The 25,886-nt window shown below is 58.5% G+C and carries 25 protein-coding genes; 12 read left to right on the top strand and 13 right to left on the bottom strand.

Going from position 1 to position 25,886, the window contains the following annotated elements; translation table 11 throughout:
• Nucleotides 1-132: 132 nt before the first annotated feature.
• Nucleotides 133-1,110 (top strand): NADPH:quinone reductase, encoded by a 978-nt coding sequence (locus FBY04_RS25385; RefSeq protein ID WP_084317545.1) that lies wholly within the window; start codon nt 133-135, stop codon nt 1,108-1,110.
• Between the two features lie 130 nt (nt 1,111-1,240).
• On the opposite strand, the gene FBY04_RS25380 is transcribed toward FBY04_RS25385, so the two are convergent.
• The 3 genes from FBY04_RS25380 to FBY04_RS25370 all read right to left on the bottom strand — a co-directional run bounded on the left by FBY04_RS25380 (nt 1,241) and on the right by FBY04_RS25370 (nt 4,059).
• Nucleotides 1,241-1,798 (bottom strand): L-threonylcarbamoyladenylate synthase, encoded by a 558-nt coding sequence (locus tag FBY04_RS25380; RefSeq protein ID WP_084317546.1) that lies wholly within the window; start codon nt 1,796-1,798, stop codon nt 1,241-1,243.
• Nucleotides 1,799-1,852: 54 nt separating this feature from the next.
• Nucleotides 1,853-2,953, bottom strand: a complete 1,101-nt coding sequence (dprA, locus tag FBY04_RS25375) for a DNA-processing protein DprA (RefSeq protein ID WP_145317810.1) — start codon at nt 2,951-2,953, stop codon at nt 1,853-1,855.
• An 80-nt stretch (nt 2,954-3,033) separates the two neighbouring features.
• Nucleotides 3,034-4,059, bottom strand: a complete 1,026-nt coding sequence (locus FBY04_RS25370; protein WP_084317548.1) for a LysM peptidoglycan-binding domain-containing protein — start codon at nt 4,057-4,059, stop codon at nt 3,034-3,036.
• A gap of 166 nt (nt 4,060-4,225) precedes the next feature.
• Between FBY04_RS25370 and def the strand changes: the two genes are divergently transcribed.
• The 5 genes from def (at nt 4,226) to FBY04_RS25345 (ending at nt 8,883) form a co-directional block, all read left to right on the top strand.
• Nucleotides 4,226-4,732: a peptide deformylase gene (gene def / locus FBY04_RS25365; RefSeq protein WP_084317549.1), complete on the top strand. Its 507-nt coding sequence runs from the start codon at nt 4,226-4,228 to the stop codon at nt 4,730-4,732.
• Between the two features lie 57 nt (nt 4,733-4,789).
• Entirely contained in the window at nt 4,790-5,749 is a 960-nt protein-coding gene (gene fmt, locus FBY04_RS25360) for a methionyl-tRNA formyltransferase (RefSeq protein ID WP_145317807.1), read from the top strand.
• Nucleotides 5,746-7,056 carry a 16S rRNA (cytosine(967)-C(5))-methyltransferase RsmB gene (gene rsmB, locus FBY04_RS25355; RefSeq protein WP_084317551.1) on the top strand — a complete coding sequence of 437 codons (1,311 nt, stop codon included), beginning with the start codon at nt 5,746-5,748 and terminating at the stop codon, nt 7,054-7,056. Before fmt ends, rsmB begins: the two co-directional genes overlap by 4 nt.
• A 21-nt stretch (nt 7,057-7,077) precedes the next feature.
• Entirely contained in the window at nt 7,078-8,451 is a 1,374-nt protein-coding gene (gene trkA / locus FBY04_RS25350; RefSeq protein WP_145317804.1) for a Trk system potassium transporter TrkA, read from the top strand.
• A gap of 117 nt (nt 8,452-8,568) precedes the next feature.
• On the top strand, nt 8,569-8,883 hold the full coding sequence (locus FBY04_RS25345; protein ID WP_145317801.1) for a tetratricopeptide repeat protein: 315 nt from the start codon (nt 8,569-8,571) through the stop codon (nt 8,881-8,883).
• Here the strand turns inward: FBY04_RS25345 and FBY04_RS25340 are convergent, their stop codons facing one another.
• The 3 genes from FBY04_RS25340 to tag form a co-directional block, all read right to left on the bottom strand.
• Entirely contained in the window at nt 8,884-9,123 is a 240-nt protein-coding gene (locus tag FBY04_RS25340) for a PilZ domain-containing protein (RefSeq protein ID WP_084317554.1), read from the bottom strand.
• A 104-nt stretch (nt 9,124-9,227) separates the two neighbouring features.
• Nucleotides 9,228-10,115, bottom strand: a complete 888-nt coding sequence (locus tag FBY04_RS25335; RefSeq protein WP_084317555.1) for a lysophospholipid acyltransferase — start codon at nt 10,113-10,115, stop codon at nt 9,228-9,230.
• 40 nt (nt 10,116-10,155) lie between these two features.
• Nucleotides 10,156-10,713 (bottom strand): DNA-3-methyladenine glycosylase I, encoded by a 558-nt coding sequence (tag, locus tag FBY04_RS25330; RefSeq protein WP_017341717.1) that lies wholly within the window; start codon nt 10,711-10,713, stop codon nt 10,156-10,158.
• Between the two features lie 81 nt (nt 10,714-10,794).
• Here tag and glyQ point away from each other — a divergent pair, with 81 nt between their 5' ends.
• From glyQ to FBY04_RS25310, 4 genes are all read left to right on the top strand, one after another.
• Nucleotides 10,795-11,748 (top strand): glycine--tRNA ligase subunit alpha, encoded by a 954-nt coding sequence (glyQ, locus tag FBY04_RS25325; RefSeq protein WP_003213601.1) that lies wholly within the window; start codon nt 10,795-10,797, stop codon nt 11,746-11,748.
• Nucleotides 11,745-13,799 carry a glycine--tRNA ligase subunit beta gene (gene glyS, locus FBY04_RS25320; protein ID WP_084317556.1) on the top strand — a complete coding sequence of 685 codons (2,055 nt, stop codon included), beginning with the start codon at nt 11,745-11,747 and terminating at the stop codon, nt 13,797-13,799. Before glyQ ends, glyS begins: the two co-directional genes overlap by 4 nt.
• Before the next feature lie 4 nt (nt 13,800-13,803).
• Nucleotides 13,804-14,343 (top strand): D-glycero-beta-D-manno-heptose 1,7-bisphosphate 7-phosphatase, encoded by a 540-nt coding sequence (gmhB, locus tag FBY04_RS25315; protein WP_178118330.1) that lies wholly within the window; start codon nt 13,804-13,806, stop codon nt 14,341-14,343.
• 82 nt (nt 14,344-14,425) lie between these two features.
• The gene (locus tag FBY04_RS25310; protein WP_145317794.1) at nt 14,426-15,205 is read left to right on the top strand and encodes a 1-acyl-sn-glycerol-3-phosphate acyltransferase; all 780 of its coding nucleotides are present in this window, start codon (nt 14,426-14,428) and stop codon (nt 15,203-15,205) included.
• Nucleotides 15,206-15,397: 192 nt separating this feature from the next.
• On the opposite strand, the gene FBY04_RS25305 is transcribed toward FBY04_RS25310, so the two are convergent.
• The 7 genes from FBY04_RS25305 to FBY04_RS25275 all read right to left on the bottom strand — a co-directional run bounded on the left by FBY04_RS25305 (nt 15,398) and on the right by FBY04_RS25275 (nt 22,516).
• Nucleotides 15,398-16,369, bottom strand: a complete 972-nt coding sequence (locus FBY04_RS25305) for an oligopeptide/dipeptide ABC transporter ATP-binding protein (RefSeq protein WP_145317791.1) — start codon at nt 16,367-16,369, stop codon at nt 15,398-15,400.
• Nucleotides 16,369-17,352, bottom strand: coding sequence for an ABC transporter ATP-binding protein (locus FBY04_RS25300; protein ID WP_145317788.1), 984 nt, complete (start codon nt 17,350-17,352; stop codon nt 16,369-16,371). Before FBY04_RS25300 ends, FBY04_RS25305 begins: the two co-directional genes overlap by 1 nt.
• A gap of 2 nt (nt 17,353-17,354) precedes the next feature.
• Entirely contained in the window at nt 17,355-18,236 is an 882-nt protein-coding gene (gene ddpC, locus FBY04_RS25295) for a D,D-dipeptide ABC transporter permease (protein ID WP_145317783.1), read from the bottom strand.
• A gap of 1 nt (nt 18,237) precedes the next feature.
• Entirely contained in the window at nt 18,238-19,254 is a 1,017-nt protein-coding gene (locus FBY04_RS25290; RefSeq protein WP_047535659.1) for an ABC transporter permease, read from the bottom strand.
• Nucleotides 19,255-19,327: 73 nt separating this feature from the next.
• Nucleotides 19,328-20,908, bottom strand: a complete 1,581-nt coding sequence (locus FBY04_RS25285; protein WP_145317780.1) for an ABC transporter substrate-binding protein — start codon at nt 20,906-20,908, stop codon at nt 19,328-19,330.
• A gap of 157 nt (nt 20,909-21,065) precedes the next feature.
• Complete coding sequence (gene ddpX, locus FBY04_RS25280) at nt 21,066-21,626, bottom strand: D-alanyl-D-alanine dipeptidase (protein ID WP_145317778.1); 561 nt, start codon at nt 21,624-21,626, stop codon at nt 21,066-21,068.
• Nucleotides 21,627-21,655: 29 nt separating this feature from the next.
• Complete coding sequence (locus tag FBY04_RS25275) at nt 21,656-22,516, bottom strand: MurR/RpiR family transcriptional regulator (RefSeq protein ID WP_145317775.1); 861 nt, start codon at nt 22,514-22,516, stop codon at nt 21,656-21,658.
• Between the two features lie 655 nt (nt 22,517-23,171).
• Between FBY04_RS25275 and FBY04_RS25270 the strand changes: the two genes are divergently transcribed.
• Nucleotides 23,172-24,743: a recombinase family protein gene (locus FBY04_RS25270; protein WP_371927864.1), complete on the top strand. Its 1,572-nt coding sequence runs from the start codon at nt 23,172-23,174 to the stop codon at nt 24,741-24,743.
• Entirely contained in the window at nt 24,740-25,645 is a 906-nt protein-coding gene (locus tag FBY04_RS25265; RefSeq protein WP_145317768.1) for a plasmid partitioning protein RepB C-terminal domain-containing protein, read from the top strand. The genes FBY04_RS25270 and FBY04_RS25265 overlap by 4 nt, the downstream gene beginning before the upstream one ends.
• Nucleotides 25,646-25,886: the final 241 nt, after the last annotated feature.

Here is a 25,886-nt window from a genome sequence, read left to right as displayed (position 1 = left end):
AGGGCCGGCGCAAATGGGCGCGTAGCATAACATCGCTGATGGGCCTGCCGCAGTTGACGGGGATCAAGCTTAGGAGTCCGATAGAGGGCTTGGCGCTACTAATCCAAAAGCTAAGACCTATGGAGAGTTCTGATGGCAAAGCGTATCCAGTTCCGCACCCATGGCGGTCCCGAAGTGCTCGAGTATGTGGATTACCAGCCCGCCGAGCCCGGCCCGCAGCAAGTCCGCGTCACCAACAAGGCCATCGGTCTGAACTTCATCGACACTTACTTCCGCAGTGGCCTCTATGCGCCACCCGCCTTGCCGTCGGGCGTGGGTTCGGAAGGTGCGGGCGTGGTCGAGGCGGTGGGCAGCGAAGTAACCCGCTTCAAGGTCGGCGACCGCGTGGCCTATGGCAGCGGTCCGTTGGGTGCCTACAGCGAGGTTCACGTGTTGCCGGAGGCCAATCTGGTGCACTTGCCGGACGCTATCAGCTTCGAACAGGCGGCCGGGGTAATGCTCAAAGGCCTGACCGTGCAGTACTTGCTGCGTCAGACTTATGAACTCAAGGGCGGCGAAACCATTTTGTTTCACGCCGCTGCCGGCGGTGTCGGCTCCCTGGCCTGCCAATGGGCCAAAGCCTTGGGCGTGAAGTTGATCGGCACGGTCAGCTCGCCGGAGAAAGCCGCGTTGGCGAAGGCCAACGGTGCCTGGGCGACCATCGACTACAGCCATGAAAATGTCGCACAACGCGTGCTGGAATTGACTGACGGCAAAAAGGTCCCGGTGGTGTACGACGGCGTCGGTAAAGACACCTGGCTGACTTCGCTGGATAGCACGGCGCCTCGGGGCCTGGTGGTGAGTTTTGGTAATGCGTCGGGTGCCGTGGATGGGGTGAACCTGGGGATTTTGTCGGCGAAAGGTTCGTTGTACGTGACCCGGCCGACGCTGGCGACCTACGCCAACAACGCCGAGAACCTGCAGCGGATGGCGGATGAGCTGTTCGAAATGATCATCAGCGGGAAGTTGAAGGTGGAGATCAGCCAGAAGTATTCGTTGGCTGACGCGGCGAAGGCCCAGACCGAGTTGTCGGCTCGGCGTACCACGGGTTCGACGGTGTTACTGCCTTAAAGATTTGTGGCGTCTGTAAGGGCCTCTTCGCGAGCAAGCCCGCTCCCACAGGTACAGGGTCGATCACAAAATATGTAAACGACCGAAATCCTGTGGGAGCGGGCTTGCTCGCGATGGCCGCACCGCGGTCTCAATCCGGGCGGATGACGTTCCCGGTCGCCAGATCCCGAATCACGCTCGGATTCTTGCGCCCTCCGAGGTTGCCGCCCAGGATCAGATCCAACTGCCCACGGAAATACTGCTCCACGCGAATCCGCGTCCGCGCCGCCGGCCGGCCCTGCGGGTTGGCCGAGGTCGAAACCAGCGGCCCGACTACCGCGCACAAATCCCGCACCAACGGGTGATCGCTGACCCGCAATGCGACCGTCTCGTGCACACCCGTGATCCACTGCGGCAGCAAATTCTGATGCGGCACCAGCCAGGTATTCGGCCCCGGCCAGGTACTGGCCATGCGATCCATCCACAGTTCAGGGAAGTCTTCGAAGAGAAAATCGAACTGGCGAATGTTGTCGGCGACCAGAATCAGGCCCTTTTCTACCGACCGGCCCTTGAGCATCAGCAGACGCTCTACCGCTTCTTCGTCCCACGGGTCGCAACCCAGGCCCCAGACCGCCTCGGTTGGATAGGCAATCACCGCCCCTGCGCGAATGGCTTGCGCGGCTTGTTGCACACGCCAACTGTTGACCATGAAAAACTCTCCGGAATAAGGCTCTGCGCAGTTTACCGATCTTCCTTATAAAACCTAGCTCACCCGCGCAAACCAGCGCCCGCTTTCGCAAACCGCCCGGCCGTCCATTTCCAGCTCCGTCAACGCCGCCAGCACTTTCGGCAGCGCCCAGCCGCTGCTGCCTGCCAACGCTTCACTGGTGTGCGGCGCCGCATGCAGCAGCATCAGCAGCGGATGCGTTACCGAGGGCGTCTCGATGGACAACGGCAACTGTTGCCAGCCGCGCAAGGCTTCGAGGATATGCTCGATGGTTTCCACCAATACCGCACCGTCACGGATCAGCTGATGACAGCCTCGGGCACCGGGATGGTGAATCGACCCCGGAATGGCATACACCTCACGACCTTGCTCCGCCGCCAGCCTCGCGGTGATCAGTGAACCACTGGCGACACTGGCCTCCACCACCAGCACGCCGAGGGACAAACCGCTGATGATCCGGTTGCGCCGGGGAAAGTTGCTGGCGGTGGGCCCCGTGTCCAACGGGAACTCGGAAAGCACCGCACTGCCCGATGCGATCATGGCGTCCGCCAGCCTCCGGTTGCGCTGTGGATAAAACTTTTCAAGTCCCGTGCCAAGTACACCGACCGTTCGCCCGCCCACGTCCAGAGCGGCTTGATGCGCGGCGGCATCGATGCCCAGCGCCAGACCGCTGGTGATGACAAAACCGGCGCTGGCCAGACTGCGGGAGAACGCGGCAGCGGTGTCCATGCCCGGTCGGGAGGCGCGACGACTGCCGACCATCGCCAGCTGCGGCTTTTCCAGAATCCCCGGATCGCCCGCCACGAACAACAGCGGCGGTGCGTCGCTGATCTCCGCCAACAATGCCGGGTAGTCAGGCTGGTCCCACATCAGTAAATGCTGGCCCGGACGCTCTAGCCAGGCCAGTGCGTGGCTTGCGCCATCGCGAATTTCGCTCGAGCGCCTGGCCTCCGAACAGGCGAGCGGCAAACCCAATGCACGCCACGCACTGGCCGGGGCGCTGATGGCTTTGGACGCCGAGCCAAAGGCCTCAAGCAACTTCCTGAAACGCGCCGGGCCGAGTTCCGGCAAACGATGCAGGCGTAAACGAGCTTCCAGTTCCGCAGGGGAAACCGGTGTAACAGCAGACAGCGACATGGATCATCCTTGATCGTTATGAGCCCCGTTCAAACGGGAATAAGCTGTGGATAACTCTGTTGGTAACTTGTGGAGCCTGCTTACGGATTTCGCACCTTGTCCATCACCGCCAACGAGCGCGATGCGTTAAGCACCAGCCCGTAGCTGAGCTTGTCGTAAGTGCGGAAAACCATCAGCAAACCGGCGCGTTCATCAGGGATCTTCAGCGGTTGACCGGTGATCCGGTCACGCACGGTTTCGCCGGTTTTCATCACCACCAGCACGTTACCTTCGGCCAGGCCATCACGCTGACCCTTGTTCAGCGTGACAACATCCATCGCGCCAATCTGAGTGACCCCGCGCGGCACGTCGATGATCAGCCCGTTTATGTCGGTGGTTGGCGCGCTGGGCATGAAGGTTGAGTTGATTGATCGCTCTTCACTGCTGAACAAACGGTCGCCAAGACGCACTTCCTGAGTCGTGCGCTGCAGGGCGAGGGTGGCGACATCGCCTTCAGTGGCCACAATTTCGCCGCCGCCAATGTCGTCCGCGTTGATCCCCAGAAACTCTTTGCTGTCGGGGTCGGTGTAGACCTTGCCCTGGCGAAAGATGCCGTAAACCGGCTGGCTCGGATCGAATTGACCACGGGCGAAGATGCGGTCACCGGTGCCGCTGAGCACCCGTTCGGCATCGCCGGCGACGATATAAGGCGCCCGGTCGAAATCCTCGACCTTATCGACGATTCGGTTGCTCAGCAGGAAGCTGTTGATCGCTTGCAGCGGAATACTCGGGATGGCATCCGCCACCGGCGAGCTGCGCACCCGCGGCGAAAGCTTGATAGTGCCCCTGGATGCCCCGCGATTGAGCGTCAGACGCGGCTGGCCATTGACGTAGACCAGCGACAGCACATCGCCGGGGTAGATGAGATTGGGGTTCTGGATCTGCGGATTGGCCTGCCAGAGCTCAGGCCATTTCCACGGCTCACGGAGGTATTTTCCAGAGATGTCCCAGAGTGTGTCACCCGAGACAACCGTGTATTGCTGTGGAAAACCTTCCCTGAGTTGCACTTGCCCGTGCGCCAAACCGGCCGAGGCCAGAAGGAGCAAGGCGAGTAGTGATTTCCTCATGCGGTGAATCCCTTTATTATATGCGTTCGCGTGAAACGCCAGAGCCCTCGTGGCTCGCTTCCGGTTCTTAAAGAAAAGGAAGCTACGCTTCACAACGGTAGCCTGCATCTCCGGACCTGCCAGGCCATCGACCCGACTTTACCTCACACGTGCAGCAATCAAGCTTATGGCCATTTTAGACATCCTCGAATTTCCCGACTCGCGTCTGCGCACTATCGCCAAACCTGTGGCCGTAGTGGACGACGAAGTGCGTCAGTTGGTCGATGATATGTTTGAAACAATGTATGAAGCGCCAGGCATCGGCCTCGCCGCGACCCAGGTCAACGTGCACAAACGTATCGTCGTGATGGACCTCTCCGAAGACCGCAGCGAACCGCGGGTGTTCATCAACCCCGAGTTCGAACCCCTGACCGATGAGATGGAGCAATACCAGGAAGGCTGTCTCTCGGTGCCGGGCTTCTACGAAAATGTCGATCGCCCACAGAAGGTCAGGGTCAAGGCCCTGGACCGCGACGGCCAGCCTTACGAACTGATCGCCGAAGGCCTACTCGCCGTGTGCATCCAACACGAATGCGACCACCTCAACGGCAAATTGTTCGTCGACTACCTGTCGAACCTCAAACGCGACCGAATCAAGAAGAAACTGGAAAAGCTCCATCGCCAGAACGCTTGATGCCCTTCTTTCAAAGGCTTGCTGCGGCAAGCCTTTTTCTTTTCAGAGATTGCTCCCATGACTGAGCCACTGCGCATCGTCTTTGCCGGCACCCCGGAATTCGCCGCCGAACACCTCAAGGCCCTGCTCGACAGCCCTTACGAGGTCGTCGCGGTCTACACCCAGCCGGACCGTCCGGCGGGTCGCGGGCAAAAGTTGATGCCGAGCCCGGTCAAGCAGTTGGCACTGGAAAACAACATCCCGGTGCTGCAACCGCCGACCCTGCGCAACGAAAACGCTCAGGCTGAACTGGCCGCGCTGAAGCCGGATTTGCTGGTGGTGGTCGCCTACGGCCTGATCCTGCCGCAGGTGGTGCTGGATATTCCGCGTCTGGGCTGCATCAACAGCCACGCCTCGTTGCTGCCACGCTGGCGCGGAGCGGCGCCGATCCAGCGTGCCGTCGAAGCTGGCGACAGCGAAAGCGGTGTGACTGTGATGCGCATGGAACTGGGCCTCGACACCGGGCCGATGCTGCTGAAAGTCACCACGCCGATCAGCGCTGAAGACACCGGCGGCAGCCTTCATGACCGTCTGGCGGAAATCGGTCCACCGGCGGTGATTCAGGCGATTGCCGGCCTCGCTGCCGGAACCCTGGAAGGCGAAGTGCAGGATGACAGCCTCGCCACCTATGCGCACAAACTGAACAAGGATGAAGCGCGAATCGACTGGAGCCGCCCGGCCATTGAGCTGGAACGTCTGGTCCGCGCCTTCAATCCATGGCCGATCACCCACAGCACGTTGAATGGCGAAGCGCTGAAAGTGCTGGCCGCGAGCCTCGCCGAAGGGCAGGGCGCACCGGGGGAAATCCTCGGCGCCAGCAAGGACGGCCTGATCGTCGCCTGCGGTGAGCAGGCACTGTGCCTGACCCGCCTGCAATTGCCCGGCGGCAAGGCGCTGAACTTCAGCGATTTGTTCAACAGCCGTCGTGAGAAATTTGCCGCCGGCACCGTGCTCGGTCAAACGGCGGACGCTCAATGAATCCACGTCTGGCCGCCGCCAAGGCACTGGCTGCAGTTCTCAACGGAAAAGCCTCGCTCAACAGTTCGCTGCCGACCCAAATGGACAAGGTTGAAGACCGTGATCGCGGTTTCACCCAGGACCTGGCGTTCGGCACCGCGCGCTGGCAGCCGCGTTTGTCGGCACTCGCGGCCAAGTTGCTGCAGAAGCCGTTCAAGGCTGCCGACGCCGATGTCGAGGCGCTGTTGCTGGTCGGTCTTTACCAACTGCTTTACACCCGCGTCCCGGCCCACGCCGCCATCGGCGAAACCGTGGGTTGCGCCGACAAGCTGAAAAAGCCGTGGGCGAAGGCCTTGCTCAACGCCGTGTTGCGCCGCGCACAGCGTGAAAGCGAAACGCTGCTGGCCGAGCTGGAACATGACCCGGTGGTGCGCACGGCGCATCCGCGTTGGCTGCAAAAATCCCTGAAAGCGTTCTGGCCGCAGCAATGGGAAGCCATTTGCGCGGCGAACAACGCACATCCGCCGATGATTCTGCGGGTCAACCGTCGCCATCACACTCGCGATGCGTACTTGAGCCTGCTGACCGAAGCGGGCATCGCCGCCACACCGTGTGTCTACAGTCAGGACGGCATCATTCTCGACACCGCTGCCGATGTGCGCAGTTTGCCGGGCTTCGCAGAAGGCTGGATCAGCGTGCAGGACGAAGCGGCACAACTGGCCGCCGACTTGCTGGACCTGGCGCCAGGCCAACGGGTGCTCGACGCCTGCTGCGCACCGGGCGGCAAGACCTGCCACATCCTTGAAGCCGAGCCTGCATTGGCCGGCGTCGTTGCCGTAGACCTGGAAGCCAAGCGTCTGGTGCGCGTGCGGGAAAACCTCGCACGCCTGGGTCTGAGCGCCGAACTGATCGCCGCCGACGGCCGCGACACTGCCACCTGGTGGGACGGCAAACCGTTCCAGCGCATCCTCCTCGATGCACCTTGCTCGGCCACCGGTGTGATCCGTCGTCACCCGGATATCAAGCTGACTCGCCAACCGGATGACATCGCCGCACTTGCAGTGCTGCAAGGTGAATTGCTTGATGCCATGTGGATAACGCTGGAGGTCGGCGGGATTCTGCTCTACGCCACCTGCTCCACGTTGCCGACCGAGAACACCGAAGTCATCGAAGCCTTCCTCGCCCGCACACCGGGCGCTCGTGAGCTGGACCTCGCCACAACGGCCGGCATCAAGCAGCCCCATGGTCGCCAGTTGCTGGCCCAGGAAGGCGGCCACGACGGGTTCTACTACGCCAAACTGATCAAGATCACCGCCGCGCGCGGTTAACCGGTTTAAGGGAGTGACTGGATGAAAATTATCATCCTCGGCGCAGGGCAGGTCGGCGGTTCGCTGGCGGAACACTTGGCCAGCGAGGCCAACGACATCACCGTGGTCGACACCGACGGCGAACGCCTGCGCGACCTCGGCGATCGGCTGGACATCCGCACCGTGCATGGCCGCGGCTCGCTGCCGACGGTGCTGCGCCAAGCCGGCGCGGACGATGCCGACATGCTGGTGGCGGTGACCAACAGTGACGAAACCAACATGGTGGCCTGTCAGGTTGCTCATACCCTGTTTCACACACCGACCAAAATCGCTCGGGTCCGCGAAGCGGCATACCTGACGCGCTCCGAGCTGTTCGATAACGAAGCGATTCCGGTGGACATGCTGATCAGCCCGGAACAAGTGGTCACCAACTACATCAAGCGCCTGATCCAGCATCCGGGCGCATTGCAGGTGATCGACTTCGCCGAAGGCAAAGCACAATTGGTCGCGGTGAAGGCGTATTACGGCGGACCGCTGGTGGGCCAGCAACTTCGTCAGTTGCGCGAGCACATGCCGAACGTCGAAACCCGCGTTGCCGCGATTTTCCGCCGTGACCGGCCGATCCTGCCCCAGGGCGATACGGTGATCGAAGCGGACGACGAAGTGTTTTTCATCGCCGCCAAGGCGAACATTCGCGCAGTGATGAGCGAAATGCGCCGCCTCGACGAGAGCTACAAGCGCATCGTCATCGCCGGTGGCGGGCAGATCGGCGAGCGTCTGGCCGAGGCCATCGAAAGCCGCTATCAGGTGAAAATCATCGAGATGAACCCGGCTCGGTGCCGCCATCTCTCGGACACTCTGGACAGCACCGTGGTGTTGCAGGGCAGCGCCTCCGACCGCGACTTGCTGATGGAAGAGAACATCGCCGATGCCGACATCTTCCTGGCCCTGACCAACGACGACGAAGCCAACATCATGTCGTCGCTGCTGGCCAAGCGACTGGGCGCGAAGAAGGTGATGACCATCATCAACAACCCGGCCTACGTCGATCTGATTCAGGGCGGCGACATCGACATCGCCATCAGCCCGCAACTGGCAACCATCGGCACGTTGCTGGCTCATGTACGGCGTGGCGATATCGTCAGCGTGCACTCACTGCGCCGTGGCGCGGCGGAGGCCATCGAGGCGATTGCCCATGGCGATGCGAAGTCGAGCAAGGTGATTGGCAAGGCCATTGAGAACATCGGTTTGCCACCGGGCACCACGATCGGGGCAATCATTCGTGACGAAGAAGTGATTATTGCCCACGATGACACGGTGATCTCGGCGGGTGACCATGTGATTCTGTTCCTTGTGGATAAAAAGCATATTCGGGATGTGGAGAAGTTGTTCCATGTCGGCCTTAGCTTCTTTTAAGCCGTTGGATCGCTATCGCCAGCAAGCCGGCTCCTACAAAGGGTGGCGGTTACCCTGCAGGAGCCGGCTTGCTGGCGATGCGATGTCGATTACGCCACCCATTCGGAAATTTTCCCCATGATCGAATCCCTGGAAAAAATGCTCGCCAAGGGTGTGGATAACTCACTGCTGCGCTTCGGCCTGGGCAAGGGCTACCTGGATCTTGGGGAAAACGCCAAGGCCGCCGAACATTTCCAGCGTTGCGTCGAGTTCGATCCGAAGTATTCAGCGGCGTGGAAGCTGTTGGGCAAGGCGCAGCTGGCGCTGGCGGACTATCCGGCCGCGCGTCAGGCGTGGGAACAGGGTCTGGAAGCCGCCCGCGCTCATGGCGACAAGCAGGCAGAGAAAGAAATGACGGTATTTCTGAAAAAGCTTGAGCGTCAGGCGCCCTGATTAGAGATAGCGCAGGCCAATACCGTCGGCATCCACCAACACCACTTCCATGCGCACCCGCGGCGCACCTGTGGGTAAATCCTGGACCTGACCGTACACCACGGCGCCTTCAGGCAACGCAGACAAGCCCGGATGCTTGACGTAGACACCCGTGGTCGAGAGGTTGCGGGTCTGGCCGAGGCATTCGCCAAAGCTTTCATGACTGATCTTGATGCGAAACGATTTGCGGTGTTCGGACATCTTCTGCGCCCTTTCTTGATCAGTTGTGGATAACTTGAACCTGCAGGAGCGCAACTTGCTTCGCTCCTGCAGGTTCAAGTTATCCACAGATCATGCCAATCCACTCAGTACCAGCGTTCTTCACCCGGCGGCCGCTTCTTGAAACGTTTCATGCTCCACATGTACTGGCTCGGATAAGCCCGCACATAGCGTTCGACCACCTTGCTCATGGCCGCGCAGGACGTTTCGGTATCGGTGCTGTACATGGCCTCTGGCGCGGCTTCGAGGATCACTTTGTAACCCGAACCATCCGGCAGGCGCAGGGCATGCAGGAACACGCCGACCGCTTTGCCGCCGGCGAGCATGTTCGGTACAAACTTGCTGGTCAGCGCCTGAGTGGCGAAGAACGGCACGAAGATCCCGGCGGATTCTGCCGGTTCCGGGTCAGCGGGAATGCCCACTGCACCACCTTTGCGCACTTCCTTGATGACGCTGAGAATGCCTTCCTTGGTCGACGCGGCAACCTTGTTACCCAGTTGCACGCGCTGCTTGCGCAGCAATTCATCCACCGCTTTCAACTTTGGCGGACGATAAAAAATGATCGGTTTGCACTGGCTGCAATAGAAGTGGTTCAACACTTCCCAGTTGCCCAGGTGGCTGGTAATGCCGACGACACCTTTGCCGGAAGCGAGGGCGTCCTTCAAGACGTCGAGCCCTTCGACTTCGCGAACCAGATCAATGGAACGCTGCGCCGGCCAGATCCACGCGCACGCACTTTCGGTCAACGACTTGCCGATGTCTTTCAGGCTCTGGCCGACCAGGCGCTCGCGCTCGGCAGGGTCCATCTCGGGAAAACACTTGGCCAGATTGATCCGTACCACATCGCGGGAACGGTTAGGGGTTTTCCACATCACCCAGCCGATGGCCGAGCCAACCGCTTGCACTGCTCGCCAAGGAAGCAGGGCAAACAGCCGCAGAGCGCCTACCAGCAAGGCGCCTTTCAACTTATCCACAGGTCACTCCTGATCTTGTGCTGTGCGCGAGGCGGCTATTCTAACCGCCGATCGACAAGGTCGCGTAGCGATCGCAATCCCGGGTGTGGTCCATGACCATCCCCGAGGCCTGCATCAACGCGTAGCAAATGGTCGGGCCGACGAAGGTGAAGCCGGCTTTTTTCAGGCCTTTGCTCATCTCCACAGCGACCGGCGTGACCGCCGGCACTTCGGTGCGATCCTTGAAATGATTGATAACCGGTTGGCCACCCACGAAGGACCAGAGAAACGCCACCGGGTCCTCCAGCGCCAGCCAAGCCTGGGCATTGCGCCTGGCCGCATTGAGTTTGAGGCGATTGCGAATGATGCCGGGATCAAGCATCAATTCATCGATTTCAGCGTCGCTCATCTGCGCCACTCGCTGTACGTCGAAGCCGAACAACACCTCGCGATATCGCTCACGTTTACGCAACACGGTGATCCAGGAGAGGCCGGCCTGGAACCCTTCGAGCAAAAGCAACTCGAACAATCCCTGCGCATCGCGTAGCGGCGTGCCCCACTCCTGGTCGTGATAAGCCATGTACAACGGATCTTCGGAACACCAAAAGCAGCGTGGCATAAGGCTCCAGGGGGCGTGCGCAGCAACGAATCGGGTATACTCCCGCTCTTTAAATCGCAGCCCAAGAAACAGGTGAATTTCGTGAGCCAGCCTACGCCAGCCGTGCGTACCTTCCAAGACTTGATCCTCGCCCTCCAGCAATACTGGGCCGAGCAAGGTTGCGTGGTACTTCAGCCCTACGATATGGAAGTAGGCGCCGGTACTTTCCACACTGCCACGTTTCTGCGCGCCATCGGCCCGGAAACCTGGAACGCCGCTTATGTGCAGCCCAGTCGTCGCCCGACTGATGGCCGCTACGGCGAAAACCCGAACCGTCTGCAGCATTACTACCAGTTCCAGGTAGTCCTGAAGCCGAACCCGGACAATTTCCAGGAACTGTACCTGGGCTCCCTCAAGCATGTCGGCCTGGACCCGCTTGTCCACGACATTCGCTTCGTCGAAGACAACTGGGAATCGCCGACACTGGGCGCCTGGGGCCTGGGCTGGGAAGTCTGGCTCAACGGCATGGAAGTGACCCAGTTCACTTACTTCCAGCAAGCGGGCGGCATCGAATGCTACCCGGTGACCGGCGAGATCACTTACGGTCTCGAGCGTCTGGCCATGTACCTGCAGGGCGTGGACTCGGTCTACGACCTGGTCTGGGCTGACGGTCCGTTCGGCAAAGTGACCTACGGTGACGTGTTCCACCAGAACGAAGTGGAGCAGTCGACCTACAACTTCGAACACGCGAATGTCGAGAAGCTGTTCGAACTGTTCGATTTCTATGAAAGCGAAGCCAAGCGCCTGATCGAACTCGACCAGCCGCTGCCGTTGCCGAGCTACGAAATGGTGTTGAAGGCTTCCCACACCTTCAACCTGCTGGATGCGCGCCGGGCGATCTCGGTAACTGCGCGTCAGCAATACATCCTGCGTGTGCGCACCCTGGCGCGTTCCGTTGCGCAAGCCTATCTGCTGGCTCGCGCCAAGCTGGGCTTCCCGATGGCGACCCCGGACCTGCGCGATGAAGTACTGGCCAAGCTGGAGGCTGCACAATGAGTGCTCAAGATTTTCTGGTTGAACTGGGCACCGAAGAACTGCCACCCAAAGCCCTGAACACCCTGGCCGAGGCCTTCCTGGCCGGTATCGACAAGGGTCTGCAAGCCGCTGGCCTGAACTACGAGACCAAAACCGTCTACGCCGCGCCACGTCGTCTGGCGGTGCTGATCACCTCGCTGTCCACCCAACAGCCGGATCGCAGCATCAACCTCGATGGCCCGCCACGTCAGGCCGCGTTCGATGCCGAAGGCAATCCGACGCAAGCGGCATTGGGTTTCGCCAAGAAGTGCGGCGTAGAGCTGAGCGAAATCGATCAGAGCGGTCCGAAACTGCGTTACAGCCAAAGCATCGCCGGCAAGCCGACCGCGAGCCTTCTGCCGACCATCGTCGAAGACTCCCTGAATGACCTGCCGATCCCGAAGCGCATGCGCTGGGGCGCTCGCAAGGAAGAATTCGTTCGTCCGACCCAATGGCTGGTGATGTTGCTCGGTGACCAGGTCATCGAATGCACGATCCTCGCCCAGAAGGCCGGTCGCGATTCCCGTGGTCACCGCTTCCATCACCCGGAAAGCGTGCGCATCACCTCGCCGGCCAACTACCTGGCCGACCTGCGTGCCGCTTATGTGCTGGCCGATGCCAACGAACGTCGCGCGATCATCAGCAAGCGCACCGATGAGCTGGCGACGATGCAGGAAGGTACGGCAATCGTTCCGCCAGCCCTGCTCGATGAAGTGACCGCGCTGGTTGAATGGCCGGTGCCGCTGGTGTGCTCGTTCGAAGAACGTTTCCTCGACGTGCCGCAAGAAGCGCTGATCACTACCATGCAGGACAACCAGAAGTATTTCTGCCTGCTGGATGCCGACGGCAAGTTGCTGCCACGTTTTATTACCGTGGCCAACATCGAAAGCAAAGACCCGCAGCAGATCATCGCCGGTAACGAGAAAGTGGTTCGCCCACGCCTCACCGACGCCGAGTTCTTCTTCAAGCAAGACAAGAAGCAGAAACTCGAAGACTTCAACCTGCGTCTGCAGAACGTGGTGTTCCAGGAAAAACTCGGCAGCGTCTACGACAAGGCCGAGCGCGTTTCCAGACTCGCTGCATTCATCGCTCAGCGCATTGGCGGCAACGCAGCCTGGGCTTCCCGTGCCGGCCTGCTGTCCAAGTGCGACCTGGCGACCGAGATGGTCGGTGAGTTCCCGGAGATGCAAGGCGTCGCCGGTTACTACTACGCCCTCAATGATGGCGAGCCGGAAGAAGTCGCTCTGGCGCTGAACGAGCAATACATGCCGCGCGGTGCCGGTGCTGAACTGCCGACCACCCTGACCGGTGCAGCAGTGGCCATCGCCGACAAGCTCGACACTCTGGTGGGTATCTTCGGTATCGGCATGCTGCCGACCGGTAGCAAAGACCCGTATGCCCTGCGTCGTGCTGCACTCGGCGTGTTGCGTATCCTGATCGACAAGAAGCTCGATCTCGACTTGAACGATGCCGTGGCGTTCGCTGTGAATGCATTCGGTGCCAAGGTCAAGGCTGCTGGCCTGGCCGACTCGGTACTCGAATTCGTATTCGACCGTCTGCGTGCTCGTTACGAAGACGAAGGCGTCGATGTCGGGACTTATCTGTCGGTACGGGCACTGAAGCCGGGCTCTGCGCTGGACTTCGATCAGCGTGTACAAGCGGTAGAAGCTTTCCGCAAATTGCCGGAAGCCGCCGCCCTCGCCGCGGTGAACAAGCGCGTTTCGAACTTGTTGAGCAAGGTTGAAGGCTCTGTTCCATCGGTCGTTGAAGCCAAGTATTTCGACAACGCCAATGAGTTCTCCCTGTATTCGGCGATTCAGCAAGCGGACCAGGCTGTTCAGCCAATGGCCGCTGCGCGTCAGTACAGCGAATCTCTGGCGCGCCTGGCGGCCTTGCGCGAGCCGGTGGATGCGTTCTTCGAAGCCGTGATGGTCAACGCTGAAGATGCCAAGGTCCGCGCCAACCGGTATGCGCTGCTGGCACGTCTTCGCGGGCTGTTCCTCGGCGTCGCCGACATTTCGCTGCTGGGTTGAGGGGCTGCTGTTGAAACTGCTGATTCTCGATCGGGACGGGGTGATCAACTATGACTCCGACGCTTACATAAAGTCGGTGGAGGAGTGGATTCCACTTCCCGGTTCGATCGAGGCCATCGCGCAGTTGAGCAAGGCCGGCTGGACGGTAGCGGTCGCGACCAACCAGTCGGGCATCGCTCGCGGCTATTACGACATCGCCACCCTCGATGCCATGCACGAACGCTTGCGTTCGTTGGTGGCGGAGCAGGGCGGTGAGGTCGGCCTGATCGTCTATTGCCCGCACGGGCCGGACGAAGGCTGCGATTGCCGCAAGCCAAAACCCGGGATGTTGAAAACCATCGCCGCGCATTACAACGTGTCGCTGACCAATCTATGGTTCGTTGGCGACAGCCTCGGTGACCTGGAAGCCGCCAAAGCCGTCGATTCTCAGCCAGTTTTGGTAAAGACCGGGAAAGGCGAAAAGACTTTGGGCAGGACCCTGCCGGTAGGCACCTTGATTTTTGACGATCTCGCGGCGATTGCCGCAGAACTTATCCACAATTAGAGTGCTTCGATTGATCCGATTTAAGGACTGATCGGAAGTGCGCTTTATATAGACGGGCAGAGCCCGCACGGTAAACGTCGCCATGTCGATACTGCAGGCCATCAGAACCTTCCTCTTTTACCTGCTGCTGGGCACCAGCTCCTTGCTCTGGTGCAGCCTGAGCTTTTTTATCGCGCCCTTTTTGCCGTTCAAGGCGCGCTATCGTTTCATCAACGTGTACTGGTGCCGCTGCGCCCTGTGGCTGAGCAAAGTCTTTCTGGGCATCAGCTACGAAGTGAAGGGCGCCGAGAACGTGCCTGACCAGCCCTGCGTGATTCAGTCCAATCACCAGAGCACCTGGGAGACGTTCTTCCTCTCGGCCTACTTTGAGCCGCTGAGCCAGGTACTGAAACGCTCTTTGCTGTTTGTGCCGTTCTTCGGTTGGGCCATGGCCATGTTGCGACCGATCGCAATCGACCGCGATAACCCGAAAGCCGCGCTTAAACATGTGGCCAAGAAGGGTGATGAACTGTTGAAGGATGGTGTCTGGGTGCTGATCTTTCCTGAAGGGACGCGAGTTCCATACGGCACCATTGGCAAGTTCTCCCGGGGTGGTACGGCGTTAGCGGTCAACGCCGCGCTTCCGGTGTTGCCGATTGCGCACAATGCCGGCAAGTTCTGGCCGAAAACCGGCTGGGCGAAGAAGCAGGGCGTCATTACAGTGATCATCGGCGAGCCGATGTACGCCGAAGGGAGCGGGCCCCGCGCGATTGCCAACCTCAATGACCGGGTTCAGGCCTGGAACGAGCAGATGCAACGGGAAATGGGTTCGCTTCCACCCGCTTCACAAGCCCCGGCAGCCAGCGATCAAGTGGCTGTCTGAATTCTGTGGATAACCTGTGTGCCGTTTTGCTGACACACGCCGTGTTTTGCTTTTAAGACTATGATTTAACTATATATTTCTTAAATTCATAAAAGTCGGAAAAATGTGCATAGGTTTTCCCTAAGGTCAAAAAAACCGGCTAACAAAGCCGGTTTTTTTATGCGCCACAACACGCTCTCTGCCGACAGGACATCAGCCTTGTAAATGACATCGCGCCCGCTGCTGCTCGTCTCCCTGCAGGACCTGAGGTTTGTCACAGCCAACGGTGCACAGACTGCAACGTTCCCGAAAGAAGCAGCCAGTTGGCAGATGACGGTTACCCGGCAATTCGGTAGGCGCCGCCACCTGCTCTTCATGCAGCGCAGCGCCCAGTCGCGGCACCGCGTCGAGTAACAGGCGGGTATAGGGATGGCGTGGCTGGTCGAGCACTTGGGCAGCCTGGCCAAGCTCGACGATTTGCCCCAAATACATCACCGCTACCCGGTCTGCCATATGACGCACGACGGATACGTTATGGGAAATGAGGATGTAGGTCAGGTTGCGGGCTCGTTGCAGCTCTGCGAGCAGGTTGAGGATCTGCGCCTGAACCGAGATATCCAGCGCCGATGTGGGTTCGTCGAGGACGATAATGTCCGGGTCGGAGGACAGAGCCCGGGCAATGGCAATCCGCTGACGCTGGCCGCCGGAAAACTGGTGGGGAAAGCGGTCCAGGTATTCCGGGCGGATACCGACCTGGGACGCGACCTTGGCTGCCACCTCGCGCATCTGTGCTCGATCGGCATGACCCCGGGCGTACAGCGGCTCGGTGATGATCCGCCAGATCGGCAGACGCGGGTCGAGCGAAGACTGGGGGTCCTGGAACACAATCTGCACGTTGTTGCGGCCTTCGCTGCCGGTACGACTGGCCCAGTTCAAATCGCCGCTGCTGGGCGCAATCAAGCCCATCAACAGCTGCGCCAATGTGCTTTTTCCACAGCCTGACTCACCCACGATCCCCAGGGTTTCGCCCGCTCGTACCTGAAGATCAATGCCATTCAGGGCGTGAGCATAGCCTCGCGGCCGACCCAGCCAGTCGTTGCTCACGGGGAAACGCACACGAACATCGTTAAGTTGAAGAATCGGGGGAGCCATGTCGATAGCACTATGAAGGACGGCATTGTTCATCACGAAAGCTCCTTGACGGGCAACCAGCAAGCGCTTTTACGTTGGTCGTTAATGGCAGTGAGGGTAGGGCGTTTGGCACAGACAGGCATGGCGTATGAGCACCGCTCCTGAAAGGTACAGCCCTCGGGTAAAGAAGCGAGGTTGGGGACTTGCCCGGGAATGGTCAGCAACGGCTGGCCCGGTTCCACCATTTCCGGAAGGCCGCTGAGCAGCCCACGGGTGTAGGGGTGTTGCGGATTGTTCATCACGTCGACGGTGCGGCCTTCTTCGACCACAGCGCCGGTGTACATGACATACACCCGGTCACAGAACTGCGACACCAATGCCATGTCATGGGTAATGAGCAAAATAGCAGTCCCCCGTTGCCTAGCCTTTTCTCGCAGCAGCAACAGCACCTGGCGTTGCACCGTCACGTCGAGCGCGGTGGTCGGCTCGTCGGCGATCAAAAGTTGCGGTTCACAGGAGAACGCCAGCGCAATCATCACCCGTTGGCGCATGCCCCCGGACAGTTCGAACGGGTAGCTCTCCAATACGTGCTCGGGGCTTGCGATGTGCATGTCACGCAACAGGGCAATCGCCTTGAGTCGTGCCTGGGCAGCACTGATTTTCTGGTGATGGATGATCACATCAAGCATTTGTCGACCGATGCGTCGGGTCGGGTTCAGGGCGGTCATCGGCTCCTGGAAAATCATCGCCGCATCGCGTCCGCGAATCTGCAGCAGTTCCTTTTCAGGCGTTGTCAGCATGTCGCGGCCGAGCATGCTGAGGCTGCCCGCGGTAATCCGATAGCTGCGCTCGGGCAGCAAACGCATGCTGAGCATGGCCGTGACCGACTTGCCCGACCCGGACTCCCCCACCACGCCGACGATTTCGCCGGGATTGACGTGCAACGTCACGCCGTTCAGGGCTTTCACATTGTTTTTGTAAGCCGGGAATTCCAGGCTCAGGTTGTCGATGGCCAGCACTGGGCTCGAAGTCTGCATTGTCATTTCCCCTGTTGCCGTGGGTCGAGCAGGTCGCGCACACCATCGCCCAGCAGGTTGAAACCGGTGGCGGTGATCAAAATCGCCATGCCTGGAAAGGTCGAATACCACCAGTTATCGAGGATGTAGTTGCGCCCGGTGGCGACCATTGCGCCCCACTCGGCGGTTGGCTGCTGCGCCCCCAGGCCGATGAATCCAAGGGCCGAGGCCATGAGGATTGCGCTACCGATATCCAGACTCAGTTGCACCAGCAAGGGCGGCATTGCGTTTCGCGCCACGTGCCAGTGCACCACGTGCCAGCGTCCGGCCCCGAACGTATGGGCTGCCTTGACGTAACCCATCTGTCGAATGCTCAAGGCCTGGCCACGGGCCAGTCGTACGTAGGATGGGATTCGCACCAGGGTAATGGCCAGCATGGCGTTGAACAGGCTCGCGCCCAATGCGGCCGCCAATGCCATGATCAGTACCAGTGACGGGACTGAAAGCATGATGTCCATCAGGCGCATGATGCATGCGTCGAAACGCCCCCCGATCACCCCCGAAAAGCACCCCAACAGCCCGCCAATGAAACAGGAGGTAAAAGCCACGAACAGGCCGACACCCACCGACTGCTGGCTGCCGAACAGCACCCGGCTGAACAAGTCGCGGCCCACTTCGTCGGTGCCGAACCAATGGTCGGCAGATGGCGGCGCCAGGCGTTCGCCGAGGTTCAGTGCATTCGGGTCGTGGCTGGCGAGCCAGGGCGCGAAGATCATGCACAGCAATACGATAGAAGTGATCAGCAGGCCCGCCATGGTCAGCGGGCTCCGGCGGATCTGGTATGCCAGGTAGGCGAGTTTTTCAGCCCTGCGCAGGCCATGTACCGCCGTCAGAGTCACGGACATTTCAATTCACCTCGCCGATGCGTGGGTCGATCACGCGATACAAAAGGTCGATAGCCATGTTCAACAGGACATAGATGAACGACACCAGAATGGCAAAGCCCATCACCGCCGGGAAATCCAGCGACTGGATCGACTTGACCACATAGGCACCCATTCCGGGCCAGGCAAATACGGTTTCGGTCAGTACCGCGCCGTACAACAAATCACCCAGGGTCAACCCGAGGACGGTCACCGAAGGGATTAGAGCGTTAGGCAGAGCATGACGCAGGATCACTGTCCACCGCGAAAGGCCATAGGCGCGCGCGGTGCGGATGTAGTCTTCGCCCAATTGATCCAGCATGGCCGAGCGGATCTGCCGGGCGACAACCCCCAGGGTCACGAAGCCCAGCGTTGCGGCTGGAAGAATCAGGTGTTCGGCCGCATCGAGAAACAGGCGGACATCCCCCGCCAGCAGCGAGTCGATCAGATAAAAACCCGTGATCGTCGGTGGCGGCGAGAGTCCTTCAGATAACCGGCCACCACCGGGCAGCCAGCCCAGATGACCGTAGAACAGCACGATTGCACCCAGGCCGAGCCAGAAGGCCGGCGTGGAAATACCGGTGACCGCCAGGGTCCGGGCGATCTGATCGATCAGCCGGTTGTGGTAGACCGCTGACAACACGCCCAGCGGCACACCGACCAGAATCGCCAATGTCAGTGCGACCAGCGCCAGTTCCAGTGTCGCCGGGAAGAACGCTTGCAAGTCTTCCAGGACGGGACGGTTGGTGCGTATCGAGGTTCCCAGGTCCCCGTGCAACAGATCCATCAGGTAGCGACCGTATTGTTGATACAGCGGCAGATCCAATCCCAGTTGATGACGGATGCCGGCTACGAGAGCGTCGCTGGCACGGTCACCGGCGATCAATCGGGCAGGGTCGCCCGGGATCAGGTGGGAAATTGAAAAGGTAATCAGCGAAACACCGAACACGACCAACATCAAGCCGAGCAGGCGCTTGCGCAACAATGTCAGGAAGGCCATCTGGCACCTCAGTTACACGAGCGACGAAATCAGAAGCCGCGCCAACCACCGGGGCTGGCGCGAAGGAGCATGTTTACTTGCTCATGCTTCCCAGGTTGAACACCTGTTCGAGCATGGGGTTGAACACGTAGCCCTTGACCGAATCACGCATCGGCAGGGAGTAGCTCTTCTGATAGAGGTAGGCATAGACGCTGTCGTCGAGCACCTTTTTCTGCGCAGTCTGGTAAAGCTCGATGCGCTTGGCGGTGTCGCTGACAGCGGCCGCTTCACGAATCAGCTTGTCGACTTCCGGGTTGCTGTAGAACGAGCGGTTGCCTTGCAGGCCCTGCATCTTGGAGTCGAACCAGAAGTTCATGAACATGTACGGGTCAGCGAAGTCCGGGCTCCAGGTCCCCACCGCGATGTCGTAGTCGGCCTGGCCAACACGTTCACGCAGGGTGGCGTTGGCGGTTTTCTCCAGTTTGAGGTTGATGCCCAGGGGTGCCAGGGCCGCCTGCAAGGTCAGGCCGATCGGTTCCCAGTTGGCGTCCTTGTCCGAATACATGTAGTTCAGGTTGGTGATCTTCTGGGGTGCCTTGGCCAGGCTGTTCTTCGCGGCGGCCATGTCCTGCTTCATCACTGGCAGCGAACTGTCGTAGCCCCACATGCCATCCGGGATCGGCCCGTTCAGCAGCTTGGCCTTGTCCTTGAGAATGCCCTTGACGATACCGTTGTAGTCCACCGCTTCGGTGATCGCACGACGGGCGTTGACGTCGGTCAGAGGACCCTTCTTGTTGTTCAGGTACAGATAAGTGACGCGCAGCGAAGGAAAATCCCTGACCACTACGCCCGGCTTACCGCCCAGTGCACCCAACTGGTCTTCGGGCATGTCTTCGATGATATCCAGGTCCCCGCGCTCCAGTTGCAGCCGACGCACCGAGGGCTCCGCAATAGTCTTGAGGATCACGGTCTTGAACGCAGGCTTGGGACCGGCGAAGTAGGGGTTCGGCTCCATCGTGACGGACTGGCCCTTTTGCCAGTTGGTCAGGCGGAAAGGACCGGAGCCTGCGGTGTGGCTGGACAGCCAGGCATTGGTTTCGGCACCCTTGTTGGCCACCAGCGGGTTAACGATCGAGGCGCCGTTATGGGCCAGGGTGAACAGGAAAGGGGCGAACGGCGTTTTCAGCGTAAACCGAATGGTCTGCGGGTCGATCACCGCCACCACCATGTCCTCCGGGAATGCACCGGACGGCCCTTGCTTGAGGGTCATCAGGCGATCGAAGGAAAACTTCACGGCGGCGGCATCCACCGCGGTGCCGTCATCGAACTTGTTTCCGGGCTTGATCTTGAACTCCCACACCAGGTTGTCCGGCGACACGGTCCAGCTTTCCGCCAGATCCCCTGTCACTTCGGTGCTGCTCTTGTCACCGTCGGTTTTGTAGCTCACCAGGCGCTGATAGGACGGGTAGGTGATGGTCCAGTCGTTGTTATCGAAGGTTACCGCCGGGTCGAGCGTTTGCGGGTCGGCGGGCTTGCCGATGACCAGAGTGTCTTGAGCCGTCGCCGCCGAAGCGGCTTGCCAGGCGCCCAGGCTCATCGCGCTGCACAGTAGACCAAGCAGCAGCTTGCTGGTGCGTGGAAAGGTATTGCGGGTCACGGTGTTCATTGGGGTCATGCCGGTTTCCTTAATCATTCGATGTATGGAAGTACGTCAGGTTTTTTATAAAAGCTATAACCGGGCAGTTGCAGGTGAAGCAGGTAACGCTGACTTGTTGTTATCGTGTTGCGTTGGTTTCGAAACTCTTTGGTTTCGTTATCGGTTTGTTGCGGTTTTAGTTGTTCGAGAACGTGGTCTGGTTGTCTTCCAGCAGGGGGTAATCATCGGCATCCGGAAGTTCGTAATGCCACCACTCAGTGGGAATTGCGCAGAACCCGGACGCGAGCATGATTCCCAGCAACAGCAGACGATTGCGTTGCACGTGAACGGGAAGGTCGGGGTAGAACTGATGGGACTTCTCTTCCATGGTGTCGAAGGCGCTGCCCATATCCAGCGGCTGTCCATCACTCCCCACCAGAGTCAAATCCACTGCCACGCCACGGCTATGGTGGGACCCCAAATGGGGATCGCGCACGTAGTTGCCGTCAGGCAACGCCTCCCACAATAGAAACTGGGCGAAAGGTGGACGGTAGGCGTCATAGATGCGCAGTGTGTAACCGGCCAGCCGCGCCAGTTCACTGGCCTTGCCCAGGCACTCGGCTGCTTGGCGATGCAGCAGGCAACGGGCACTGGGGTAAATCACCTTTCCTGCCAGATTGTCGGCACTGGCGTAGATCAGATCGATTTGCACCTGATATCGCTCGGCATCAATCTCTACAAGGGGGCTGTTGTTCACGCAAAAACTCCAGTTGGGATTGGATGGATCTAGCCTTCGAACTGGCCGAAAGCTTTTTGCAATTGTCGATTTTTGCTCAGACGTTCATCGAGGCGATCGCCGTACTTTTCCGCAACGGCCGACACCATCAGGTTCAACAGGCAGGCCAGCGGGGCAGGGGAGTCCCAGAACTGCCCGACATCGGTTTTGAGTTGCAGCAAATCCAGCGGGTAGTCACGTGCCCATGGGCATTGCAGATCGGTGATCAGGGCCAAGGGCAGATTGCTGTCGATGGCGGCGTCGCAGAAGGTCCGGGTCACACTGGAATAGGCCCGGAAATCCGAAATGATTGCGTAGGGATTGGCAAAGCCGGAATTCAGGGTTTCGGCATATATGCCGGACAAGCCGTCGACGTAGTAGACCTTGGCCCGAATGTATTCGAGGTGACTGTGAAACGCGGTGAGAATCCCGCGCGTCGACTGGATGCCGAGAATGAATACCGCATCGGCTTCGTAGATGCGCTGCACGATCTCAGCGAAGGCACTGCTTCGCGCCAGGCCATAGACGTGCCGGATGGCCTCGATCTCGCGACTCATGGAGCGGTCGAGCGCGTCTTCTAGAGTGCTTTCGGTGCGAAAGGCACCGATACGGTCGGTGATCAACCAGGACGCCGGCGCTTCGCCGCGCAGACTCTGTTTAACCTCATCAATGTTCTGATAACCCAGCGAACGGAAAAAACGCCCCACGGAAATGCCGGTGGTGGAAGCCTGCTGCGCGATGCTGTCGGCCGACTCGAACGGTAACTGATCCGGGTTCCCCAACAGATAGCTGGCAATGCGTTTGCCAGTCGGAGTCAGGTTGGAGAACTCTTGCTCGAGCAACTGAAGGAAGCTGTTCTTTTCTGTAGGCATGTCAGCGCACCGATCGAGGAACTGTTATATAGATGTCATTATAGTCAGTAATGTTATATGTATAACATCTATCATCAAGACAACACCACGTTTTTTTCAGGTGCTTCACGCCGAATCCCGAAAAAATCCGAAAAAAAAACCAGCGCAATGCGCTGGTTTTTTGTTTGGCAAATCCGCTGGATGTAGGTGGGCAAAGTTAACCGACTTTGACAGATTGAAATATCAGAGGTATACGGCACGTTTGGGCAAAGTTAATCTTCCTATTAGAAGAAGTTAAAGTGCGGAAACCTATTTTCGGCCAAAGTTAGACGCCATGGAAATGAACAACGATTTTAAAATTCGGTTAATTGACAATTTGTCAAAAGAGAATATAAATTAAACTATATAACTCACTTATTCAAGTACGTCTTAGTAAGTTAATACCAGTCTATTTTGGCAACTTTTAACTGCCAGCCCTGACACCCACCTCCAAATCTATGACTGTACATAAATACAGCCATGTCAACTGATCCATGATCCTCTAAGCTCGCCGAAAGCATAGAAGAGGAGCCGCTGCTCAGTCTGGGTAGATACTCCTGCTCCGTCACCATCACGTAATAAAGCATCGCTAGGCTGAATCGAATGGGCCAGCCTTCTCTGGTCTAGAGGAGGCCTATTGCCCTCTCCATCCATACGGACAAACTCAACAGACCGCTCTGATAGCTTGATACCAGCTGCAGAGTACGTTCGCATGTCCACTGATCACCAACGGTACTCCACCGAAAACCAATCAGCAGCCATCCATGCATACGCAATGAGCCATGGCATGGAAATCATTACAACTTACCGAGACGAAGGGAAAAGCGGCCTGGACATCGGCGGTCGTGATGCTCTGCGCAGGCTGCTAGACGACGTCCAGACCGGACATACCCAATTCCAGGTCATTCTTGTCTATGACGTCAGTCGCTGGGGACGCTTTCAGAACACGGACGAAAGCGCCCACTATGAGTATCTTTGCACTAGCTCAGGCATCAAGGTTGTGTATTGCGCAGAGCCATTCGAAAACGACGGTTCGCCTTTGGCAACAATTTACAAAGGCATCAAACGATCCATGGCAGGGGAGTACAGCCGAGAGCTATCCCAAAAAGTTTTCGCTGGTCAGTGCCGCCTGGTCGAAAAGGGTTTTCACCAAGGTGGGCCAGCAGGATATGGATTACGTCGTGCATTGATCGACGAGAAAAACGAATTCAAGGCAGAACTATCAAGGGGCCAGCAGAAGAGCATCCAGACCGACAGGGTCATTTTGATTCCTGGGCCCGAGGCGGAAATTGAGGTGGTTCAGCGCATCTACCATCAATTCGTCCACGACAAAATGAACGAACGTGAGATCGCCAACGCACTGAACGCTGAAGGACTGATCACCGACTTTAACCGTCCTTGGAGCCGGGGTAGCGTCCACCAAGTGCTGACCAACGAAAAATACATCGGTAACAATGTCTACAACAAAACCTCCTCCAAGCTACGTAAACGCATCAGTCGCAACCCACCCGACAGGTGGGTTCGCTGTGATGGAGCATTCCAGGGAATTGTCTCGCTAGAGGTGTTTGCGGTCGTTCGCGAAATAATCTTGCAGCGCTCACATCGCCTGGACGATGCGCAAATGTTGGAACTGCTTCGTACTCTATTGAACCGGGCGGGTTTACTGTCCGGAATGCTCATCGATGAGCAGGACAACATGCCGTCTAGCACTACCTATGTAAGCAGATTCGGCGGGCTTTTACGTGCCTACACACTCATCGGTTATACACCCGACAGAGACTATCGATATTTGGAGATCAATCGCTCCATAAGACAGCTGCATCCGAAGGTTCTTGAAGATGTTGTCAAACACCTGAAGCAAGTCGGAGCCCAAGTCGAGCCCAATGCTGACAATGACCTACTGACCGTTAACGGTGAGTGGACGGCGTCCGTGGTCATAGCGCGCTGCCAGGCGACACCTACAGGGACTCTTCGCTGGAAGCTCAGATTCGACAACAGCCTGGCGCCTGACATCACGATTGCTGCCCGCATGGAGCACGCAAATCTTCAGGTGCGGGACTATTACCTGGTTCCCAGTATAGATATGGGGGCATGGCCACAAAAAATGGCCGAGGAAAATAGCCCTTTAATCGACAGCTACCGCTTCACAACGCTGGATGTTCTTGATGGGCTTGCTGCCCGTTGCTCCCTGAAGGAGGCTTGCCGATGACCGTCCCATCAACTTCACGCGAACGTGTCGCACTAATTCCTATAGCACAAATTCATATCCTGAACCCTCGAACGAGGAATAAGAAGGTTCACCGCGAGCTCATCGAAAATATCAAAACGGTGGGCCTCAAACGCCCCATCACATTAAGTCGAAAAGCCTCGCCGCAAGGCGCGCTCAACTATGACCTTGTGTGCGGACAAGGCCGTCTAGAGGCGTTCCTAGCACTGGAGGCCACAGAGATTCCAGCGTTTGTGATTGATGCTGTCGAAGAAGATTGCCTTGTAATGAGTTTGGTAGAGAACGTAGCTCGAAGGCAGCATCGCCCGATAGATCTCATGAACGAGGTTGGACGCTTGAAGGAAAGGGGCAAGACAGACGCAGAGATCGCAATAGTAATTGGCAGCACCGCATCATGGGTCAGCATGATTGTTGGGCTGCTGGAGCGCGGTGAAGAAAAACTCCTGTCAGCTGTCGAAACCGGTTTAATCCCTTTAAGCATGGCAACCGACATCGCCCGAAGCAGTGAAAGCGATATCCAAAATTTGCTCACTGATGCCTACGAGCGTGGAATAAGAGGAAAGAAAATAACAAAGCTGCGACACCTTTTAGAGCTCCGAGCCAAGAAAGACAAATTTGTGCGGGGGAGCTCATTAGGTGTCAGCCAGAATAAAAAGAAAAGACTGACGCCCGCAGACTTGAGACGACTATTCGAACGGGAGGCCGAACGACAGCGCTTAATGGTAAAAAAGGCAGCCTTTACCCACGACCGGGTTGTTTTCGCCATTCAAGCGATTAAAGAGCTCTTATCCGTCAGTGACTTCGAAAAGCTACTCTCTGCAGAGCATCTGAATTTGATGCCAAAGCTGATACAGACTCGGCTTCAGAATGGAGGGCAGTTGTGATGTCTGACCAAAGACTTGAGCCTACTCACGCTCAGCAGCCTCATCTTCCAAAAAAGGCTTTTTTGGATGAGTGCGTTCGAGTCGAAGTGGCCAATATCATACCCCTGAAAATCTCAAGGCCAGCGGTAAAAGAAAGCCTTAAATACGTAAGCGGCTGGGGAAGTCACCTTCCGAACTCCAGCATTAAGGGCGATGGTGTCCGCGTATTTTTAAGCGGACGCGATCGCCCTTAACGTCAGGA

Source organism: Pseudomonas sp. SJZ080, from assembly GCF_007828295.1.
Classification (GTDB): domain Bacteria; phylum Pseudomonadota; class Gammaproteobacteria; order Pseudomonadales; family Pseudomonadaceae; genus Aquipseudomonas; species Aquipseudomonas migulae_A.
This window is presented reverse-complemented; position numbering and strand designations above follow the sequence as displayed.

Coding starts and splice junctions, on each gene's coding strand:
- FBY04_RS25385 (WP_084317545.1), top strand. CDS start 133: ATGGCAAAGCGTATCCAGTTCCGCACCCATGGCGGTCCCGAAGTGCTC.
- FBY04_RS25380 (WP_084317546.1), bottom strand. CDS start 1,798: ATGGTCAACAGTTGGCGTGTGCAACAAGCCGCGCAAGCCATTCGCGCA.
- dprA (WP_145317810.1), bottom strand. CDS start 2,953: ATGTCGCTGTCTGCTGTTACACCGGTTTCCCCTGCGGAACTGGAAGCT.
- FBY04_RS25370 (WP_084317548.1), bottom strand. CDS start 4,059: ATGAGGAAATCACTACTCGCCTTGCTCCTTCTGGCCTCGGCCGGTTTG.
- def (WP_084317549.1), top strand. CDS start 4,226: ATGGCCATTTTAGACATCCTCGAATTTCCCGACTCGCGTCTGCGCACT.
- fmt (WP_145317807.1), top strand. CDS start 4,790: ATGACTGAGCCACTGCGCATCGTCTTTGCCGGCACCCCGGAATTCGCC.
- rsmB (WP_084317551.1), top strand. CDS start 5,746: ATGAATCCACGTCTGGCCGCCGCCAAGGCACTGGCTGCAGTTCTCAAC.
- trkA (WP_145317804.1), top strand. CDS start 7,078: ATGAAAATTATCATCCTCGGCGCAGGGCAGGTCGGCGGTTCGCTGGCG.
- FBY04_RS25345 (WP_145317801.1), top strand. CDS start 8,569: ATGATCGAATCCCTGGAAAAAATGCTCGCCAAGGGTGTGGATAACTCA.
- FBY04_RS25340 (WP_084317554.1), bottom strand. CDS start 9,123: ATGTCCGAACACCGCAAATCGTTTCGCATCAAGATCAGTCATGAAAGC.
- tag (WP_017341717.1), bottom strand. CDS start 10,713: ATGCCACGCTGCTTTTGGTGTTCCGAAGATCCGTTGTACATGGCTTAT.
- glyS (WP_084317556.1), top strand. CDS start 11,745: ATGAGTGCTCAAGATTTTCTGGTTGAACTGGGCACCGAAGAACTGCCA.
- FBY04_RS25310 (WP_145317794.1), top strand. CDS start 14,426: ATGTCGATACTGCAGGCCATCAGAACCTTCCTCTTTTACCTGCTGCTG.
- FBY04_RS25305 (WP_145317791.1), bottom strand. CDS start 16,369: ATGAACAATGCCGTCCTTCATAGTGCTATCGACATGGCTCCCCCGATT.
- FBY04_RS25300 (WP_145317788.1), bottom strand. CDS start 17,352: ATGCAGACTTCGAGCCCAGTGCTGGCCATCGACAACCTGAGCCTGGAA.
- ddpC (WP_145317783.1), bottom strand. CDS start 18,236: ATGTCCGTGACTCTGACGGCGGTACATGGCCTGCGCAGGGCTGAAAAA.
- FBY04_RS25290 (WP_047535659.1), bottom strand. CDS start 19,254: ATGGCCTTCCTGACATTGTTGCGCAAGCGCCTGCTCGGCTTGATGTTG.
- FBY04_RS25285 (WP_145317780.1), bottom strand. CDS start 20,908: ATGACCCCAATGAACACCGTGACCCGCAATACCTTTCCACGCACCAGC.
- FBY04_RS25275 (WP_145317775.1), bottom strand. CDS start 22,516: ATGCCTACAGAAAAGAACAGCTTCCTTCAGTTGCTCGAGCAAGAGTTC.
- FBY04_RS25265 (WP_145317768.1), top strand. CDS start 24,740: ATGACCGTCCCATCAACTTCACGCGAACGTGTCGCACTAATTCCTATA.